The sequence below is a fragment of the Mesorhizobium sp. ORS 3428 genome, from assembly GCF_001854785.1.
Classification (GTDB): domain Bacteria; phylum Pseudomonadota; class Alphaproteobacteria; order Rhizobiales; family Rhizobiaceae; genus Mesorhizobium.
Genome location: NZ_MDFL01000108.1, coordinates 109,642 through 124,185, shown reverse-complemented (window position 1 = coordinate 124,185; position 14,544 = coordinate 109,642). Strand labels below are relative to the sequence as shown.

At 62.9% G+C, this 14,544-nt stretch carries 17 protein-coding genes; 9 read left to right on the top strand and 8 right to left on the bottom strand.

Translation table 11 applies throughout. The annotated features are described in order from the left end of the window. Positions 1–70: 70 nt before the first annotated feature. The 3 genes from ORS3428_RS10915 to ORS3428_RS10905 all read left to right on the top strand — a co-directional run bounded on the left by ORS3428_RS10915 (position 71) and on the right by ORS3428_RS10905 (position 4,080). Entirely contained in the window at positions 71–1,435 is a 1,365-nt protein-coding gene (locus ORS3428_RS10915; protein WP_071097340.1) for a sugar ABC transporter permease, read from the top strand. 77 nt (positions 1,436–1,512) lie between these two features. Further along, positions 1,513–2,331: an ATP-binding cassette domain-containing protein gene (locus tag ORS3428_RS10910; protein WP_071097338.1), complete on the top strand. Its 819-nt coding sequence runs from the start codon at positions 1,513–1,515 to the stop codon at positions 2,329–2,331. 108 nt (positions 2,332–2,439) lie between these two features. Then, a complete protein-coding gene (locus ORS3428_RS10905; protein WP_071097410.1) occupies positions 2,440–4,080 on the top strand; it encodes a CHASE domain-containing protein in 1,641 nt (546 codons plus the stop codon). Positions 4,081–4,295: 215 nt separating this feature from the next. Here the strand turns inward: ORS3428_RS10905 and ORS3428_RS10900 are convergent, their stop codons facing one another. The 5 genes from ORS3428_RS10900 to ORS3428_RS10885 all read right to left on the bottom strand — a co-directional run bounded on the left by ORS3428_RS10900 (position 4,296) and on the right by ORS3428_RS10885 (position 7,615). Continuing rightward, entirely contained in the window at positions 4,296–4,541 is a 246-nt protein-coding gene (locus ORS3428_RS10900) for a lipoprotein (protein WP_071097336.1), read from the bottom strand. A 211-nt stretch (positions 4,542–4,752) separates the two neighbouring features. Continuing rightward, positions 4,753–4,923 carry a hypothetical protein gene (locus ORS3428_RS33480; RefSeq protein WP_172833676.1) on the bottom strand — a complete coding sequence of 57 codons (171 nt, stop codon included), beginning with the start codon at positions 4,921–4,923 and terminating at the stop codon, positions 4,753–4,755. Between the two features lie 339 nt (positions 4,924–5,262). Continuing rightward, entirely contained in the window at positions 5,263–6,294 is a 1,032-nt protein-coding gene (locus ORS3428_RS10895; protein ID WP_071097334.1) for a sensor histidine kinase, read from the bottom strand. 194 nt (positions 6,295–6,488) lie between these two features. Continuing rightward, complete coding sequence (locus ORS3428_RS10890) at positions 6,489–6,653, bottom strand: DUF1328 domain-containing protein (protein ID WP_018429836.1); 165 nt, start codon at positions 6,651–6,653, stop codon at positions 6,489–6,491. A gap of 167 nt (positions 6,654–6,820) precedes the next feature. Next, the gene (locus ORS3428_RS10885; RefSeq protein WP_071097332.1) at positions 6,821–7,615 is read right to left on the bottom strand and encodes a response regulator; all 795 of its coding nucleotides are present in this window, start codon (positions 7,613–7,615) and stop codon (positions 6,821–6,823) included. Positions 7,616–7,833: 218 nt separating this feature from the next. Between ORS3428_RS10885 and ORS3428_RS10880 the strand changes: the two genes are divergently transcribed. Beyond that, positions 7,834–8,037, top strand: coding sequence for a NepR family anti-sigma factor (locus ORS3428_RS10880; protein WP_071097330.1), 204 nt, complete (start codon positions 7,834–7,836; stop codon positions 8,035–8,037). A gap of 3 nt (positions 8,038–8,040) precedes the next feature. Continuing rightward, a complete protein-coding gene (locus tag ORS3428_RS10875) occupies positions 8,041–8,592 on the top strand; it encodes a sigma-70 family RNA polymerase sigma factor (RefSeq protein ID WP_071097328.1) in 552 nt (183 codons plus the stop codon). Positions 8,593–8,623: 31 nt separating this feature from the next. Here the strand turns inward: ORS3428_RS10875 and ORS3428_RS10870 are convergent, their stop codons facing one another. Beyond that, positions 8,624–9,004 (bottom strand): response regulator, encoded by a 381-nt coding sequence (locus tag ORS3428_RS10870; RefSeq protein ID WP_244507919.1) that lies wholly within the window; start codon positions 9,002–9,004, stop codon positions 8,624–8,626. A 274-nt stretch (positions 9,005–9,278) separates the two neighbouring features. On the opposite strand from ORS3428_RS10870, the gene ORS3428_RS10865 reads away from it, so the two are divergent. The 3 genes from ORS3428_RS10865 (at position 9,279) to ORS3428_RS10855 (ending at position 10,421) form a co-directional block, all read left to right on the top strand. Further along, on the top strand, positions 9,279–9,605 hold the full coding sequence (locus ORS3428_RS10865; protein ID WP_071097324.1) for a DUF883 family protein: 327 nt from the start codon (positions 9,279–9,281) through the stop codon (positions 9,603–9,605). 7 nt (positions 9,606–9,612) lie between these two features. After that, entirely contained in the window at positions 9,613–10,077 is a 465-nt protein-coding gene (locus tag ORS3428_RS10860; RefSeq protein WP_071097322.1) for a hypothetical protein, read from the top strand. A gap of 140 nt (positions 10,078–10,217) precedes the next feature. Beyond that, positions 10,218–10,421: a hypothetical protein gene (locus tag ORS3428_RS10855; RefSeq protein WP_071097407.1), complete on the top strand. Its 204-nt coding sequence runs from the start codon at positions 10,218–10,220 to the stop codon at positions 10,419–10,421. A gap of 8 nt (positions 10,422–10,429) precedes the next feature. Here the strand turns inward: ORS3428_RS10855 and ORS3428_RS10850 are convergent, their stop codons facing one another. Next, positions 10,430–11,350, bottom strand: coding sequence for a diacylglycerol/lipid kinase family protein (locus tag ORS3428_RS10850; RefSeq protein ID WP_071097319.1), 921 nt, complete (start codon positions 11,348–11,350; stop codon positions 10,430–10,432). A 236-nt stretch (positions 11,351–11,586) separates the two neighbouring features. On the opposite strand from ORS3428_RS10850, the gene ORS3428_RS10845 reads away from it, so the two are divergent. Then, the gene (locus tag ORS3428_RS10845) at positions 11,587–12,900 is read left to right on the top strand and encodes a PRC-barrel domain-containing protein (RefSeq protein ID WP_071097317.1); all 1,314 of its coding nucleotides are present in this window, start codon (positions 11,587–11,589) and stop codon (positions 12,898–12,900) included. Positions 12,901–12,964: 64 nt separating this feature from the next. Here the strand turns inward: ORS3428_RS10845 and ORS3428_RS10840 are convergent, their stop codons facing one another. Further along, complete coding sequence (locus tag ORS3428_RS10840; protein WP_071097315.1) at positions 12,965–14,539, bottom strand: alkaline phosphatase family protein; 1,575 nt, start codon at positions 14,537–14,539, stop codon at positions 12,965–12,967. Positions 14,540–14,544: the final 5 nt, after the last annotated feature.

Genomic DNA, 14,544 nt, shown 5'->3' with positions numbered 1-14,544 from the left:
TTTTTCTGGACTTGCTTTAGCATCGTAGTCCGGCAATCCGCGACAGACGGCAAGCCGGTGGGAGGATATCATGACCGATACGACCTCTGATGCCGCTGCCAACCCGGCCGCGGATCGCGCGCGTGCATCCGAACTCAGCGCCGTCGGGCGCTTCCTCAAGGCGACCGAACTCGACACGCGCATGCTTGGCATGGTCGGCGCGCTGCTGATCATCTGGGTCGGCCTGCACGTCATTTCGAGCCTGCGGCTCGGCGTCAACCCGCTCGATTTCGACAGCCGCACGTTCCTCACGCCGCGCAATCTGTGGAACCTGTCGGTGCAGACCTCGGCCGTGGCGATCATGGCCTCCGGCATGGTGCTGGTCATCGTCATGCGCAACATCGACCTCTCCGTCGGCTCGGCTGAGGGACTGATCGGCATGGTCATGGGCTTTGCCCAGGTGCATTTCCTGGTGCGGATGGTCGGGCTCGAGCTCGGCAATCCGTGGATCTGGGTGCTGGCGCTGGCCATCGGCCTGGCGCTCGGGCTGCTGATCGGCGCCTTCCAGGGCTTCGTCATCGCCTATCTCGAAGTGCCGGCCTTTATCGTGACGCTGGGCGGGCTCCTGGTATGGCGCGGCGCTGCCTGGTGGGTCACCAGCGGCCAGACGGTGGCGCCGCTCGACGCCACCTTCCAACTCATGGGCGGCGGACCGGCGGGCTCGATCGGCGCCAGATGGAGCTGGATCGTCGGCATCGTCGCCTGCCTGGCGGTGGTGCTCATGCTCTTCRACGGCCGGGTGCAGCGCAAGCGCTTCCGTTTCCCGCTGCGGCCGATCTGGGCCGAGACGCTGCTCGGCGCGGTCACCTGCGCGATCATCATGGGCGCGGTGTGGCTGGCCAATTCCTACCCTTGGCCGGTCGGCATCGTGAACCGCTACGCCGCCRCCAACAACATCACCGTTCCCGAAGGCGGCCTGTTCATTGCCCATGGCATTGCCATTCCGGTGCTGATGGCGGTCGCGGTCGGCCTGATCATGACCTTCATCACCAAGCGCACCCGCTTCGGCCGCTATGTCTTCGCCATCGGCGGCAATCCGGAAGCGGCGAACCTTGCCGGCATCAACACGCGCTGGATCACCATGAAGGTGTTCATGATCATGGGCGTGCTGGCGACAATCGCGGCGGCCATCTCGTCGGCGCGGCAGAATTCATCGACCAATGCGCTGGGCACGCTGGACGAACTCCTTGTCATCGCCGCGGCGGTGATCGGCGGCACCTCGCTTGCCGGCGGTTCRGGAAGCGTGCTCGGCGCCATGYTCRRCGCGCTGYTGATGCAGTCGCTGCAGTCCGGCATGGTGCTGCTCGGCGTCGACTCGCCGCTGCAAAGCATCGTCGTCGGCGCCATGCTGGTCATCGCGGTGTGGCTCGACACCATCTACCGCAAGCGGGTCTGAGCATGTTCCCGCAAAGCGGAAACCGGTTTGCGGAAAAGATCATGCTTGAAGTCAGGCATTAGGGCAGGAGGGTACAAATGGCAGAGAACGCTTCCACCGGCGTCCCGCYGGTCGACATGCGCAACATCTCGATCGCCTTCGGCGGCATCCGCGCCGTCGACGACGCCTCCATCGATCTTTTCCCCGGCGAAGTGGTGGCGCTGCTTGGCCACAACGGCGCAGGCAAGTCGACGCTGATCAAGATCCTGTCCGGYGCCTACAAGCGCGATGCGGGGCAGATCTTCGTCAACGGCGAGGAAGCTTCGATCTCCAACCCGCGCGACGCCAAGAAATACGGCATCGAGACGATCTACCAGACGCTGGCGCTTGCCGACAATGTCGACGCCGCAGCCAACCTTTTCCTCGGCCGCGAGCTGATGACCGCCTGGGGCACGCTCGACGACGTCGCGATGGAGGCCGAGGCGCGCAAGGTGATGGGCCGGCTCAATCCGCGCTTCCAGCGCTTCAAGGAACCGGTGATCAAGCTGTCGGGCGGACAAAGGCAGTCGGTGGCGATCGCCCGCGCGATCCTGTTCAACGCCCGCATCCTGATCATGGACGAGCCGACCGCAGCGCTCGGTCCCCAGGAGACGGCCCAGGTCGGCGAATTGGTGCGGCAGCTCAAGGCCGACGGCATCGGCATCTTCCTGATCAGCCACGACATCCATGACGTGTTCGAGCTGGCCGACAGGGTCTGCGTGATGAAGAACGGCCAGGTCGTCGGCACGGCGCGCACCGGTGACGTGACCCAGGACGAGGTGCTTGGCATGATCATTYTGGGCAAGTGTCCGCCAGGCGCCATTCCGGGTCCAGGAGCGCTGAAGATCGCGGCTTCAGCCCACAAGTTAGCCGGCTAATTGACGGCTGTTTGATGTGCCAGCCACCGTGATGGATTGGCCTCGCCATTGTGTTGGCGTGGAGACTTGCCCATAAAGGAGCAGATCATCCACGGGCCGCACCCTGAGTTGAAAAAGCTCTTTCCGATCGTCGCCTTCATCGCCGTCGCGCTGATCAGCCTGACGATGGCGGGGTTCGCCTATTTCGCGACCCAGGAGGCGGCGCGCATCAAGTTCGAGGGAACGGCCGACGATGCGCTCAACCGCATCGAGAGCCGCATCGATCTGGATTTGTCGCTGCTGCGCTCGACACAGGCGCTGTTCGATGCCCGCAACGGCGATATCACGCGCGGCGAGTTCAAAGCCTTCTTCACGGCGCTCGATATCGACGGCAATTTCGCTGGCCTGCGCGGCATCGGGTTCCTGAGGCTGGCCAAGGCGGGCGACGAGGCCGCGGTCGAGCGCGACATCCTGCATGATCACGGTTCCGCGCACCCGATCTATCCGGCCACCAAGCAGCAGTGGCGCACGCCCATTGTGCTTTTCGAGCCGCTCGACACGTCCAATCAGTCGATCATCGGCTTCGACATGTTCAGCGAGCCGGCGCGGCGGGCGGCGATCGAGAAGGCGATGGCCGACGACCAGCAGCACGCCAGCGGCCTTGTTCAACTTGGCCAAGGGCAAGGACTGCAGCAAACCTTCCCCGGATTCCTGGTCTTCGCGCGACTGAACGTGGAAACAGCCCCGGAGGTCATCAATGCCAGCCGCTCCTCGACCGCGGGCTTTCTCTACGCTGCCTTCCGCGCGGGCGATTTGTTCCAGGTGGCGCTCAGCAAGGCGCCGCTGCTGCCGGTAAATATCGAGGTCTATGACGGCAAGCCGGATGCCGGCGACCTGCTGTTCCGGTCGGAGGCTCCGCCGGCCGAATCCCTGGGTGCGCCGCTTGTCGCGCGCCGGGATATCGTCGTGGCCGGCCGGCCCTGGACTGTGCTTTTTCGGCCGACGAGTGCCTTTTCGCTACCTTCCTCGCGCGCCATTCCAGTGATGCTCGGACTGTTCGGACTGCTGCTTGCCGGGGCGATTGCGCTGGTTGCCCGCTATCAGGAGCGCGCCTATGAAGCGAAGTCGTTGCTGCATGAGGCGACGGAGAAAAGCCTGCTGGAAAAGGACCTGATCCTGCAGGAGATGAAGCACCGCATAAAGAATTCGATCACCAGGGTGCTGGCGATCGCGCGGCAGACGGCGTCCCAGGCTACCGATGTGAAGGAGTTTTCGGCATCGTTCTCGGCGCGGCTGCAGGCGATGGYGGCTTCTCAGGACATGCTGACACGCTCGCGCTGGCAGAAGGCCGATCTTGGCGATCTCCTGCGCATCGAACTCGGGCAGGTGTTCGGCAAGGAGCTTCCTGAGGGCATATTGTCAGGGCCGGAGGTAATGCTTGACGAGACGACAACGCAGGCGCTCGGCCTGACCTTCCATGAGCTCGCCACCAATGCGCTGAAATATGGCGAAGCCGGCAGCTCGGCCGATGCTCTCAAGGGAGCGTGGGCGCTGAAAGTCGACTGGGCGGTGGAAGGACGTGGCCGGGAACGGACACTGGTGCTCAACTGGCGCGAGGCAGGTCAGGCAAAACTCGAAGCGCCGGCCAGGGCCGGCTTCGGCACCAAGCTGATCGATCTCAATGTCACGCGCGAATTGCGCGGCACCATCAAGCGCGATTTCCAGGCCGACGGCCTGAAGGTGGAAATAAGGATTCCGCTGACGGCGTGATCGCTTGGGCCTCGCAGCAGGCAACCGCCCRCTCAAACACAAAAATGGAGGCCGGCGGGCCRGCCTCCATATCGACATTTCCGCTAGAGCGGGATGACGTTTCTTCGAATCGTCATCCCGCTTTATCTCCTTGTTTGAGCATGATCTTTTGCGAACCGAGGGTCAGCGAAGCGAAAACCGCGGCACAGTTTTCGGGATCATGCTCTCAAGCCGGATCAGTTGCAGCGGGCGGTGTAGATCCGGCCGCGATGATCGCGATACTGGCAATAGCCGTTGCGCAGGTTGYGGACCAGCAGGCCGGATCCGGCGCCGACGGCCGCGCCGATCAGCGCGCCCTTGCTGCCGCCGACCAAGCCGCCTACACCGGCGCCGATCAGGCCGCCGCCGAYGACGTCCTGCTCGGTCGTGGTGCAGCCGCTGACAGCGACCACGGCAACCATGGCAATGATCATCTTCCGCATAGAAATGCTCCTCACTTTTGTCCTCACTTTCGGCAGTGCCGGCCGCCATTTAGCACGAAAAATCGGGCTTTGCCTGCATGATCTTACTGTTGATGAAGATAGTCTTTTCGGGAAGAACGCCGCTAGAACGCCGCTTGAAGTAGTTGCCACAGACACTACGCCGCGAGCCCTCGGCGACTGTGCCGTTGTCTTGATCGGAACAACTGCCGGATCAGGTCAACTGCCACGCCGCCGTCAGGGCCAGTGCGGCGAGCAGTGCGACGGTGCCGAGGCGAAGCGAGAAATGGGATGAGCGGGGCGGCGGCGGTGTCTCGGCCTCCTGGAGGCCACTCATCGAAACGCGTGCGGCCTGCTCCAACCTGTTCATGCCGGCACCCATCATTCAGTCCTCCCAAATCGCGCAGCGGAGCGCGGCTGGCTTTTTYGGGCGCATCGGAGCGGCGCAGCGCTTCATGGAATCGCCGACCCGCTCAAGTGCTTGTTCTTGCGTAACGCCGGACGGAACGCCGCTACGCAGTTTTCCTGGGTTGCTCTTGAAGCGCGTCGCGTCGAAGCGGACTCGAGCGACTCGCTTTAGATCCTTGTTCCATGCAGATCGTYTCGCCAAAATCGCCGTGGACTTCCGGGCGACATGCATAAGCCGTGCACAGAATCAGACTTTATGGTGAACGGACGGTTAAGGTCCTGGGCGGCGCATGTTCGCGGCCCGAGTTTGTTGCGGTTATTCCGTCTCGAAATTGCCGCGAGGGATCGTGAGGCGGTATTCGAGGCGATTCCCGTCGATCTCGAGGGCAGCGGTGCCGTTCAGCGATGCCGGCACGACGCGTTCCAGGGCGACGCTGCCAAAGCGCTTTTCGTCGCGCCGGGCGGCACCGATCCTTTCGGTCCATATCAGCAACAGGCCGGGCGAAGCGTCGCTCTCGGTTGCGATCCTGGCGCTTACGTTGACATGACCGTCAGGGTGCGCCAGGGCGCCATAACTTACCGAATTCACGGCCAGCTCATGCATTGCCAGCCCTATATGCAGGGCGGCATTCGGGCTGAGGTAAGGATTTTCGCCATCGAAGCGCAAGCTGCGGCTCGGGTCGGCGCTGTAGCGGGCGACCTGACCGGATACGAGCTCGTGAAGCGCCGCACCCCGCCAGTTGGAGGATGTCACCAGATCCTGGGACGAGGCGAGCGACTGAATGCGGCCGCGAAAACGCGTCAGGAAATCGCCGAGCGTCTCCGAATAACGCCCGGTTTGGGTGGCTATGCTCTGGATGATGGCCAAGAGGTTCTTCGAGCGATGGCTGACCTCACGCAGCAGCGTCTTCAGCGTCTGCTCGCGGCGCTTCTGTTCCGTCGTCTCGACCATGGTGGTGACGACACCCTGGACCTCACCGGAATCGCTACGATCGGCGTCGACCCAGATCTGGAACCAGCGAACGCCGTCGCCGCTGGAAATGCCGACTTCGAGGTGCTCCGCTTTGCCGGTCTCGATCACCCTGCGCTTGGCCGCGCTTATGCGCTTGGCCTGTGCGGGAGGAAGCAAATCCTTGCCTTCGGCGGTTTCGGACGCCCAGGGCGCGTGCATGTTCCGGGCCCAGACGGTTTTCGTTTCCCGATCCTGATAGAGGACCGAAATTCCCGCATTGTGAAGCGCGTGAAGCAGGGCGCGTCCAAGCTGCATCCCGCTTTCCGCGGGATGCATCGCGATCACCTCATCGCTGCGCTTGTTCCTATCGTCCTTCCCTGAGGCCTTGGAACGCATCCGATACTTCCCGCATCCAGGCGAACGCCTTTATGCGAACGCCTTTATGACAGATTGCTGCGCCAGCCTCGACATGCCGAGGCTGCAAGCAGCCTCAAAAACGGTCCGCCGGACGATGCCCTTTGGGGACACCGCCCGGCGGTGGCTGGAAACCGTTTGAGGGGTGCGGCTTCCAGTGTTCGGCGCTCCCCGCCTCAGGCTCTTCTGAAAAGGCCGGCGATGAGCGAAATCACCAGGAATGCAAGGAAGATGAAGAACAATATCTGCGCGATGCCAGCCGATGTGCCGGCAATGCCGCCGAACCCAAGGGCGCCGGCGATGATCGCAACCACAAGAAAAACGAGCGCCCAGTACAGCATGATACGTCTCCTTCTGACGATTTAAAAAAACGTGGCTGGATGCCGTTTGTTCCACCATTCGCGGAAAAAGACGATCCCCTGCAAGGGCTTCGAGGATCGCATTCCGCGCAGCTCCATGTGGGGGTGGGGAGCCTCCAAATGCAGCTGATGCCAGGCATTAGGTGCGGTCAGGCCGCGGCCTTTGCCTGCCGGTCGAAGAACAGCGCCTGACTGATCAGAGCCTTGACCATATCGGGATTGAACGGTTTGGTCACCAGAAACGCCGGTTCGGGGCGCTCGCCGGTGAGCAGGCGTTCGGGGAAGGCAGTGATGAAGATCACCGGTACGGGTGTCGAGGCCAGGATCTCGTTCACGGCCTCGATGCCCGAACTGCCGTCGGCGAGTTGGATGTCGGCCAGGACCATTTTCGGACGCGTCCTGCCGAACATGGCCACCGCCTCGGCGTGCGTGCGGGCGGTGCCGACAACGCGGTGCCCGAGGCTTTCGACCATTTCCTCGATGTCCATGGCAATCAGCGGCTCGTCCTCTATGATCAGCACATCGGTGGCGACCTGGTGGGAAATCTCGCTGCTTGCCTGGGCAAGCAATTCGGAGAATTCCTGTTCGTCGGCATCGAGGATCTCCGCCGCCTCGTCCTCGCTGAAACCTTCCACGGCAACCAGCAGGAAGGCTTGCCTCGGCCGCGGCGCAATCGCGTTCAGATTGGCGGCTGCCCGCTGCTCCCAGGCGGTCTGCGCATGCTCCTGCGGCACCCGAATGGCAATCGAGGTGAAGAGTCTGGCAAAAACCTTGTACAGCGCGATGCGGTCGCTCGATGCTTCGGGGAAGACCTCGGTGTCGGCGATGATGGCCTCCAGCATCGCGGCTACCAACGCATCACCGCTTTCCTGCGATCCCGTGACGGCGCGCGAGAAACGGCGAAGGAACGGCAGGTGAGGAGCGATGGTTGCGGACAGGCTCATATTTGACGTCTCCCTCATATGACGTTGCGTTTCATAGGCTGGACGGGTTGCAAACCCCGGAAAGGCAACGTCGGGTTTCTAAAAAAGTTCCATGGGTCTTGGAACTAAATTAGGAAACAGGCGTTTGGCGGATTCGGGATGGGCAACCAGACGAGGGTGCCGCTTGCGTTGTGGTCTGTGGTTCTAAAGCGGTTTTGGGTGCTGGAATTAGGGCAAGTATGAAAGAAATGTCAAAGAATGCAACGACTGGTGCCACGAGCAGGCACCGGAACGGGAGCGGCAATCCGCTCGGACCGAACTCTGAAATCGCGCGCAAACTCAAACAATATTACGACGAGCTGGTCTCCGATCAGGTGCCGGATCGCTTCGCTCAGTTGCTCAGCCAGCTGGAAAAGGCCGAACCCGCCGAGAAAAAGGATTGAGGCATGGCGGCGGTCTCCCAGAGCTTCAAGACCGAGCTGCTCGGTGCGATACCGAGCCTGYGCGCCTTTGYGGTGTCGTTGACGCAGAACGCCGACAAGGCGGACGACCTCGTCCAGGAGACCCTTGTCAAGGCATGGGACAAGCATGAGAGCTTCCAGCCCGGCACCAACCTCAAAGCCTGGCTGTTCACCATACTGCGCAACGAATTCTATTCGCAGATGCGCAAGCGTGGCCGCGAGGTGCAGGACAGCGACGGCATCATGACCGCCAGGCTTGCCGTTCACCCGGCCCAGCACGGTCAGCTTGACCTCAAGGATTTTCGCGGCGCGTTGGAACAGCTGCCGGAGGATCAGCGCGAAGCCATCATCCTGATCGGCGCCTCCGGCTTCTCTTACGAAGAGGCGGCCGAGATCTGCGGTTGCGCGGTCGGTACCATCAAGAGCAGGGTCAGCCGGGCACGGGCCAGGTTGCAGGATATCCTCAAGATTTCCGGCGAGGACGAATATGGCCCCGACGCAATCTCGGCGCAKGTGACGGGTTCGAACGCCGCCTAACCTGCATCAATAGCGCTGCGAATGACTTTGCTCAGGCGGGCGCGGTGCGGCCGCAGGCGGCAGCCAGGGCCGCGACAAGGTCATCGCCCGAATAGGGTTTGCTGACCAACCGTATCTCCGGAAAAGAGTCCTTGAGGTCATCCGAGTCCGGATAGCCTGAGGCAAAGATGAATGGAATGYCCCTGCTGCGCAGCCGCGCGGCAAAGTTGAGCGTCGAAACACCGCCCAGCATCAGATCGACGACTGCCGCRTCGAAGCGTGACGCCAGTTCCTTCTCGTCGACCTCGGTGACTTCGCTGGCGATCGTGACATCGGCGGCGCCATGATCGCGGCACAGCTGTTCCACATCCATTGCTATCAGGAGTTCGTCTTCCAGGATCAGGATACGCAATCCGTCTAGCAATGGGGGCACGTGTCGGCGACTCCTACAATTGATACAATTGAAGGAGTCATGCGCGGTATTTGTCTCTATGTCATTTAAAAAAGACATGACCGGCGATGCATCACCGTGATCGGCGGAACTCGAACCGATTTCGAAAGACCCGGGCGGGGAACGAGGCCGCTGATTTGAGGAAATTTGAGTCCTGTCAATGTAGCCGTCCTCGGTCCTGCCAAGGAGCGATCCTGGTCCGGAACTCGTGATGTAGATCGAGCGTTGAAACACGGAAAACGCAAGGAGCTAAGCGATGGCGACCGCAGCAGGCAGAACCGCAACGGATGCTCCCTCCAACTCCGACCTCGAAGCCGATATCCGGAAACTGCGGGCCGACATTGAAGAACTTACCCGACAATTGGCCAAGACCGAGGAGCATGGTTACGGCGCGGCGCGGCGCGCCGCTACCGAAGGGGTAGAACAGTTGCGGGCGCGGGGCGAGGCGGCGTTTGAAACCATGCGCGGCAACGCCCAGGATATCGAAGCGCAGCTGATAGCCAGCGTTCGCGAAAAGCCGGTGACATCGCTCGCGATCGCCGCGGCCGTCGGCTTCCTGTTCGCGCTGCTCTCCCGCCGCTAGCCCGCAGATGGGGACGCTGGTCTCGCTGATTTCGACCCTTGCCTCCGGCGAGGCAATGGCTGTTCTTCGACAGGCGCGAATGACGGCAATCCTTTATGGGCTTGCCGGCATTCTTGCCTTGTGCGGCATCGGCTTTCTTGTCGGCGCCGCTTACATCTGGTTCGCCGCACGCTACGGGCCGATGGCGACATCCCTGGGCTTTGGCGCGGGATTCCTGGCGCTGGCGGTGCTTGTCCTGCTGGTCGATCGGCTGACGGCCGGCATGCGCGCGCGGCGCCGGGCGCGTCGGCGCAAGTCCGACATGACGGCGGTCGGCGTTACCGCTGCGCTCGCGCTGGTGCCGGCCCTTGCCAAGCGCAAGGGAGGCTTGGGTGCCGTTTTGGCGCCTGTCGTCGCGCTGATCGCCTACGCCATCTACCGCGAGAATGTGAAGCCGGAGCCTCAGGATCCGGATCCCGGTGAAACAGCGTAAACCAATCCAAGCCGGGAAAAAGCGCAGCCGTTTGACCAGCGCAGCGTCGCCGTCGATAGCGGAACCTTCGCTGAAAGGGTCCGTTACCCGACCATGCCGTGACCGAAAGCGCGTGCTGCTACGCAACACGGAGGCCAATGATGACCAAGACCGTTCCTGAAGACAAAGCCCGCCAGGGGCGCTGGGGCTGGCACGCCCTCCGGATCCTCATCGCCGGGCTGCTCCTGGCCTTCATCGCCTGGGGCGCGGTCGAGATCTATGGYGAGGTGATCAAGAGCCAGACGACCGGGCAAAGCGTGCCGCAGGCGCCGGCGGCCGGGCAGAAATCCACGCAAGGCGGCTGAGTGCCCTGTCACGCGGCTTTTGCCTGCGCATTGCTTGCCGGAATCAATACCTTCAACGCGCCGGGGTGAATCTCGATCACCGTCTCGCGCTCCAGCCCGAACAACTCGCCATCCATGACCGCGCGGAACTTCTTCACCGGCGAATGGATCTTGAGGACAGCCTTGTCAGCCTCGTGGATTTCGACATGTTCGYTGTCGCGCCACCGGCCCCGCAGCATGTCGAGGAACAGCCTCGCGAGGTCGCGACGTCTGCGCGCGACACTGACATAGATGCCGAGTACGCCGCCAGCCGGATTGTCCGKGTAAGGCAGATGACCTTCGCCGAACAGGTTGTTGCTGATGCTGATGCCGGTCACACGGGTAATGATCTCGGCCTTGCCGACGGTCAAGGTCACCTCGAGGGCATGCGGGTTCTTGATCGTTACCCATGCGGCGCGAACGGAAGCCCGCATCTTTCCCAGCCGCGAGCCGAAATCCATCTTCTCCCGAAGCTGGACCATCCTGGCATGCATGCCGATTGAAAACTGATGCACGAAGGGCCGGCCGTTGGCGCTGGCCACGTCGACTGCCGTCACCTCGCCCTCGGCGAAGGATCTCAGCGCCGCATCCAGCGTCTGCGGAACGCCAAGTCCGCGCGCGAAGAGATTCATCGTCCCGCCCGGCAAGATGGCCAAGGCCTTCTTCTTGTTGATGAGAAAAGATGCCGCCGCCGAAACCGTACCGTCGCCGCCCCCGGCGATCACGACGTCGATGTTCCGCTTCGCCGCAGCCTTTTTCAATGCCTGGGCAAGTTCGCGGCCGGCGACAATGTCGATCTGAACCGAATGACCTGCTGTTTCCAGCGTCTGGCGGAGACGGTCGGCCAAGGCCGAGATGTCGGTCGTCCGCAGCGTGCCGCCGTCCTGGTTCAGCACCGCAGCAAACCGCATTCCCGCTCCGTCCAATTCGCAGTTCCGTGGCTGAAAACGAGCCCTCAGCCGGAGGCTGAAACGGCAATACGATCCAAAGGTTCCATTCCGGATTTTGAGCCCGGCGCACCCCGCTTTTGGAACTACGAATTGGTCATGACGTTGTGAGGTTACAGGATACTGCCGCGCGCGGCCGGTTCGGCGAAAGGCCGGCCGCCGGGGCAGTATGCTGTAATCAGGCAGGAGGAGAGACGATCATGATCCGCACTCTTTTTGCGACGACCGCGCTTGCAACGCTGCTTGCAACCGGTGCTTCTGCACAGACGACTTTACCGGCGCCCGCCCAGCCGCCTGCCGCGGAGAACCCGACGCCCGTGATCCGCTCGGAAGGCGCCATCATGACCAACATTATCGGCGAATCCGTCTTCAACGGAAACGGCGACGACGCCCAGAATATCGGCAAGGTCGACGACATCGTCTTCGACGCCAGCGGCAGARCCAAATCCGCGATCATCGGCGTCGGTGGCTTCCTTGGGGTCGGGAAGAAGGACGTGGCCTTCGACTACAGCAAGATGGAATGGGCCGAGAAGAACGGCGACCGCTGGCTGGTGGCCAAGACGACCAAGGACGAGCTTAGCGCCCAGCCTGCGTTCGATCGCAGGCCGTACGATCCGGCGGCTCAGCAATCGGCCGGGGCCACACAGCCACCGGCTTCCGGCAGCGGCAACACGCAGCCCGCTGAGCCGGTGAAAAAGGCGGAAGGCAATCTCGCCACGAACATCATGGGCCAGTCGGTCTACAACGGCACGGCCGACGACGCCCAGAAGATCGGCGACGTGAAGGACATCGTGCTCGCCAAGGACGGCAAGGCCGAGTCGCTCGTCATCGGTGTCGGCGGCTTCCTCGGCATGGGAACGAAGAACGTCACCTTTGACTTCGCCAAGGCAAAATGGGCCGAAAAGAACGGGAATCGCTGGCTGGTCGCCGAGACCACCAAGGAGGAGCTGCAGGCCCAGCCCGATTTCAATCGCAGGGCCTATGATCCGGCGCCGGCGACGACGGCTTCGGCCACGGCCGGTCCGGCTGCCACCACGCCGGCCGTTGCATCCGCCGACACCACCGCCGACAAGGAAAGCAAGCCGGCCAAGCCAGCGCCGGCCACGGCCGCCAACAAGGCGGCGGACAAGGGTGCGTCAGGCACCGACGAGACCAAGACGGCCTCGATCGACAAGTCGACACTTACCGAAATGCCGATGGCCAATGTCAAGGGCGACGACCTGAAGGGCGCGACCGTCTACGGCGCCAACGACGCCAAGATCGGCGAGGTCAGCGAGGTCGTGATGACGCCGGACAACAAGCCGGACGCAGTGGTCGTCGACGTCGGCGCCTTCCTCGGCACCGRCGCCAAGCAAGTGGCAGTCGGTATGGACAAGCCCAAAGTCATGACCGACAAGAACGGCAAGAAATACCTCTACACCAACTTCACCAAGGAGCAGCTGCAGGCGCAGGCGGCCTATGACAAGAGCACCTATGCCGCCAACCGCGACAARCAGAGGATGGTGATCAAGTAGGGAACAGGCAGTAGGCAGTAGGCAGTAGGCAGTAGGGTACGCTCTCGACAGCTTGCCCTATTGCCTATTCCCTACTGCCTACTGCCCAACCAACGTGTCCGACCGCTCCGTCCTCCGTCAGCTCCGCCAGCGCCAGGGACTGATCGAGATGCCTGGCCCGCCAGGCAAGCAGCTTTTCGGCGTATTCCAGGCGCGCCGGCAGATAGGCGGGGTCGTTCGCGACGTTGGTCAACTCGCCCGGATCCTTTTTCATGTCGAAGAGAAGCGGCGGCAGGCCGCCGCCGAAATGGACATATTTGAAGCCGCTCGTGCGGATGACGGCGAGGTTGCATTCGCGCGAGCCGATACCGAAGTGGCGTTCGGCTTCGCCGTCGGCGACAGAGCGGAAATCGAATTCCCAATGCGCGGCATCGCGCCAGTCCGCCGGCTCTCCGCCGTCGAGCCATGGCGCCAGCGACCGGYCGTCGAGGTGCGGTTCGGGTGCGGCGCCGATCATCTCGAGCAAKGTCGGAAAGACGTCCACGGCCTCGGTGAATTGGTCGACCGTTGTGCCGRCCGCGGCTCGGCGGCTGGGGTCACGGATGATCAGCGGAACGTGGTAGCTGCCGTCGAAATAGCCGCCCTTGCCCAGCATGAAATGCTCGCCCATCATCTCGGCATGGTCGGAGGTGAGCACGATGACGGTGTCGTCCCAGGCGCCGGCCGCCTTCACCGCCTGCCAGATGCGGCCGAGCTGCGCGTCGACCTCRGAGACCATGCCGTAATAGATCGCACGGATGCGGCGGAAGTTCGCGTCGCTCCAGTCCCGCACCTTGCCCTCGATGCCGGGAACGAATTTCGTCCGCTTCTGCCGGTCGAGATCGTGAGCGAGATAGGGGTGGCTTGCCGCCTCGGCCTGCCAGTTGGCGGCGCGCCGGAAAGCGGGGCCGTCGGCCGGGTCGTACATGGTGTTGTAGGGTTCCGGCACGATAAAGGGCGGGTGCGGGCTGATGAAGGAGATATGCGCAAACCAGGGTGCGCTCTTCTCCTGCTCGCCTAGCCAGCGGATGAATTCTCCGGCCAGGAACGCTGTCGGTGTCTGGTCTTTCGAATAGATGGGCGGCGCATTGGTCACATCCCCACCGACCTTGCCTTGCCCGTCCGCCGGACGATGGATGCCGGGCACGCCGGCGCCGGTGTCGATGCCTTGCGCCCTTAGCCAGGACAGCCACTGTTTCTGATGCTCGGGCAGGAACTGCCGCACGGTGAAGCCCGGCAGCACGCCTTCATAGCTCCTCAGCTGCGGATCGCCCGCCGAAAGCTGCCGCGGATCAGGCGCGACATCGGTGTAGCCGAACAGCGTCGGGTCATAGCCCGCAGCACGGGCCGAGAGCGCGATGTTGCCGTGGCGGGCATCGAGCGGCGTGCCGTTGCGGCAGACGCGGTTGTTCATCTGGAAGAGGCCGGTATAGAGGCAGGCACGCGCCGGCGAGCAGGGCGCCGCGCCRCCAAAATGGCGCCGGAAGAGCACGCCCTCGGCGGCAAGCGCATCGGTGTTCGGCGTTTTCACCACCGGATGCCCTGCGGCAGACAGGCAATCGCCACGCCACTGGTCGCAGGTGATGAGGAGAACATTCGGGCGGCTGGTTCGATTGTCCAAAACTT

Coding starts and splice junctions, on each gene's coding strand:
- ORS3428_RS10865 (WP_071097324.1), top strand. CDS start 9,279: ATGGCGACCGCAGCAGGCAGAACCGCAACGGATGCTCCCTCCAACTCC.
- ORS3428_RS10880 (WP_071097330.1), top strand. CDS start 7,834: ATGAAAGAAATGTCAAAGAATGCAACGACTGGTGCCACGAGCAGGCAC.
- ORS3428_RS10890 (WP_018429836.1), bottom strand. CDS start 6,653: ATGCTGTACTGGGCGCTCGTTTTTCTTGTGGTTGCGATCATCGCCGGC.
- ORS3428_RS10895 (WP_071097334.1), bottom strand. CDS start 6,294: ATGCGTTCCAAGGCCTCAGGGAAGGACGATAGGAACAAGCGCAGCGAT.
- ORS3428_RS33480 (WP_172833676.1), bottom strand. CDS start 4,923: ATGATGGGTGCCGGCATGAACAGGTTGGAGCAGGCCGCACGCGTTTCG.
- ORS3428_RS10860 (WP_071097322.1), top strand. CDS start 9,613: ATGGGGACGCTGGTCTCGCTGATTTCGACCCTTGCCTCCGGCGAGGCA.
- ORS3428_RS10885 (WP_071097332.1), bottom strand. CDS start 7,615: ATGAGCCTGTCCGCAACCATCGCTCCTCACCTGCCGTTCCTTCGCCGT.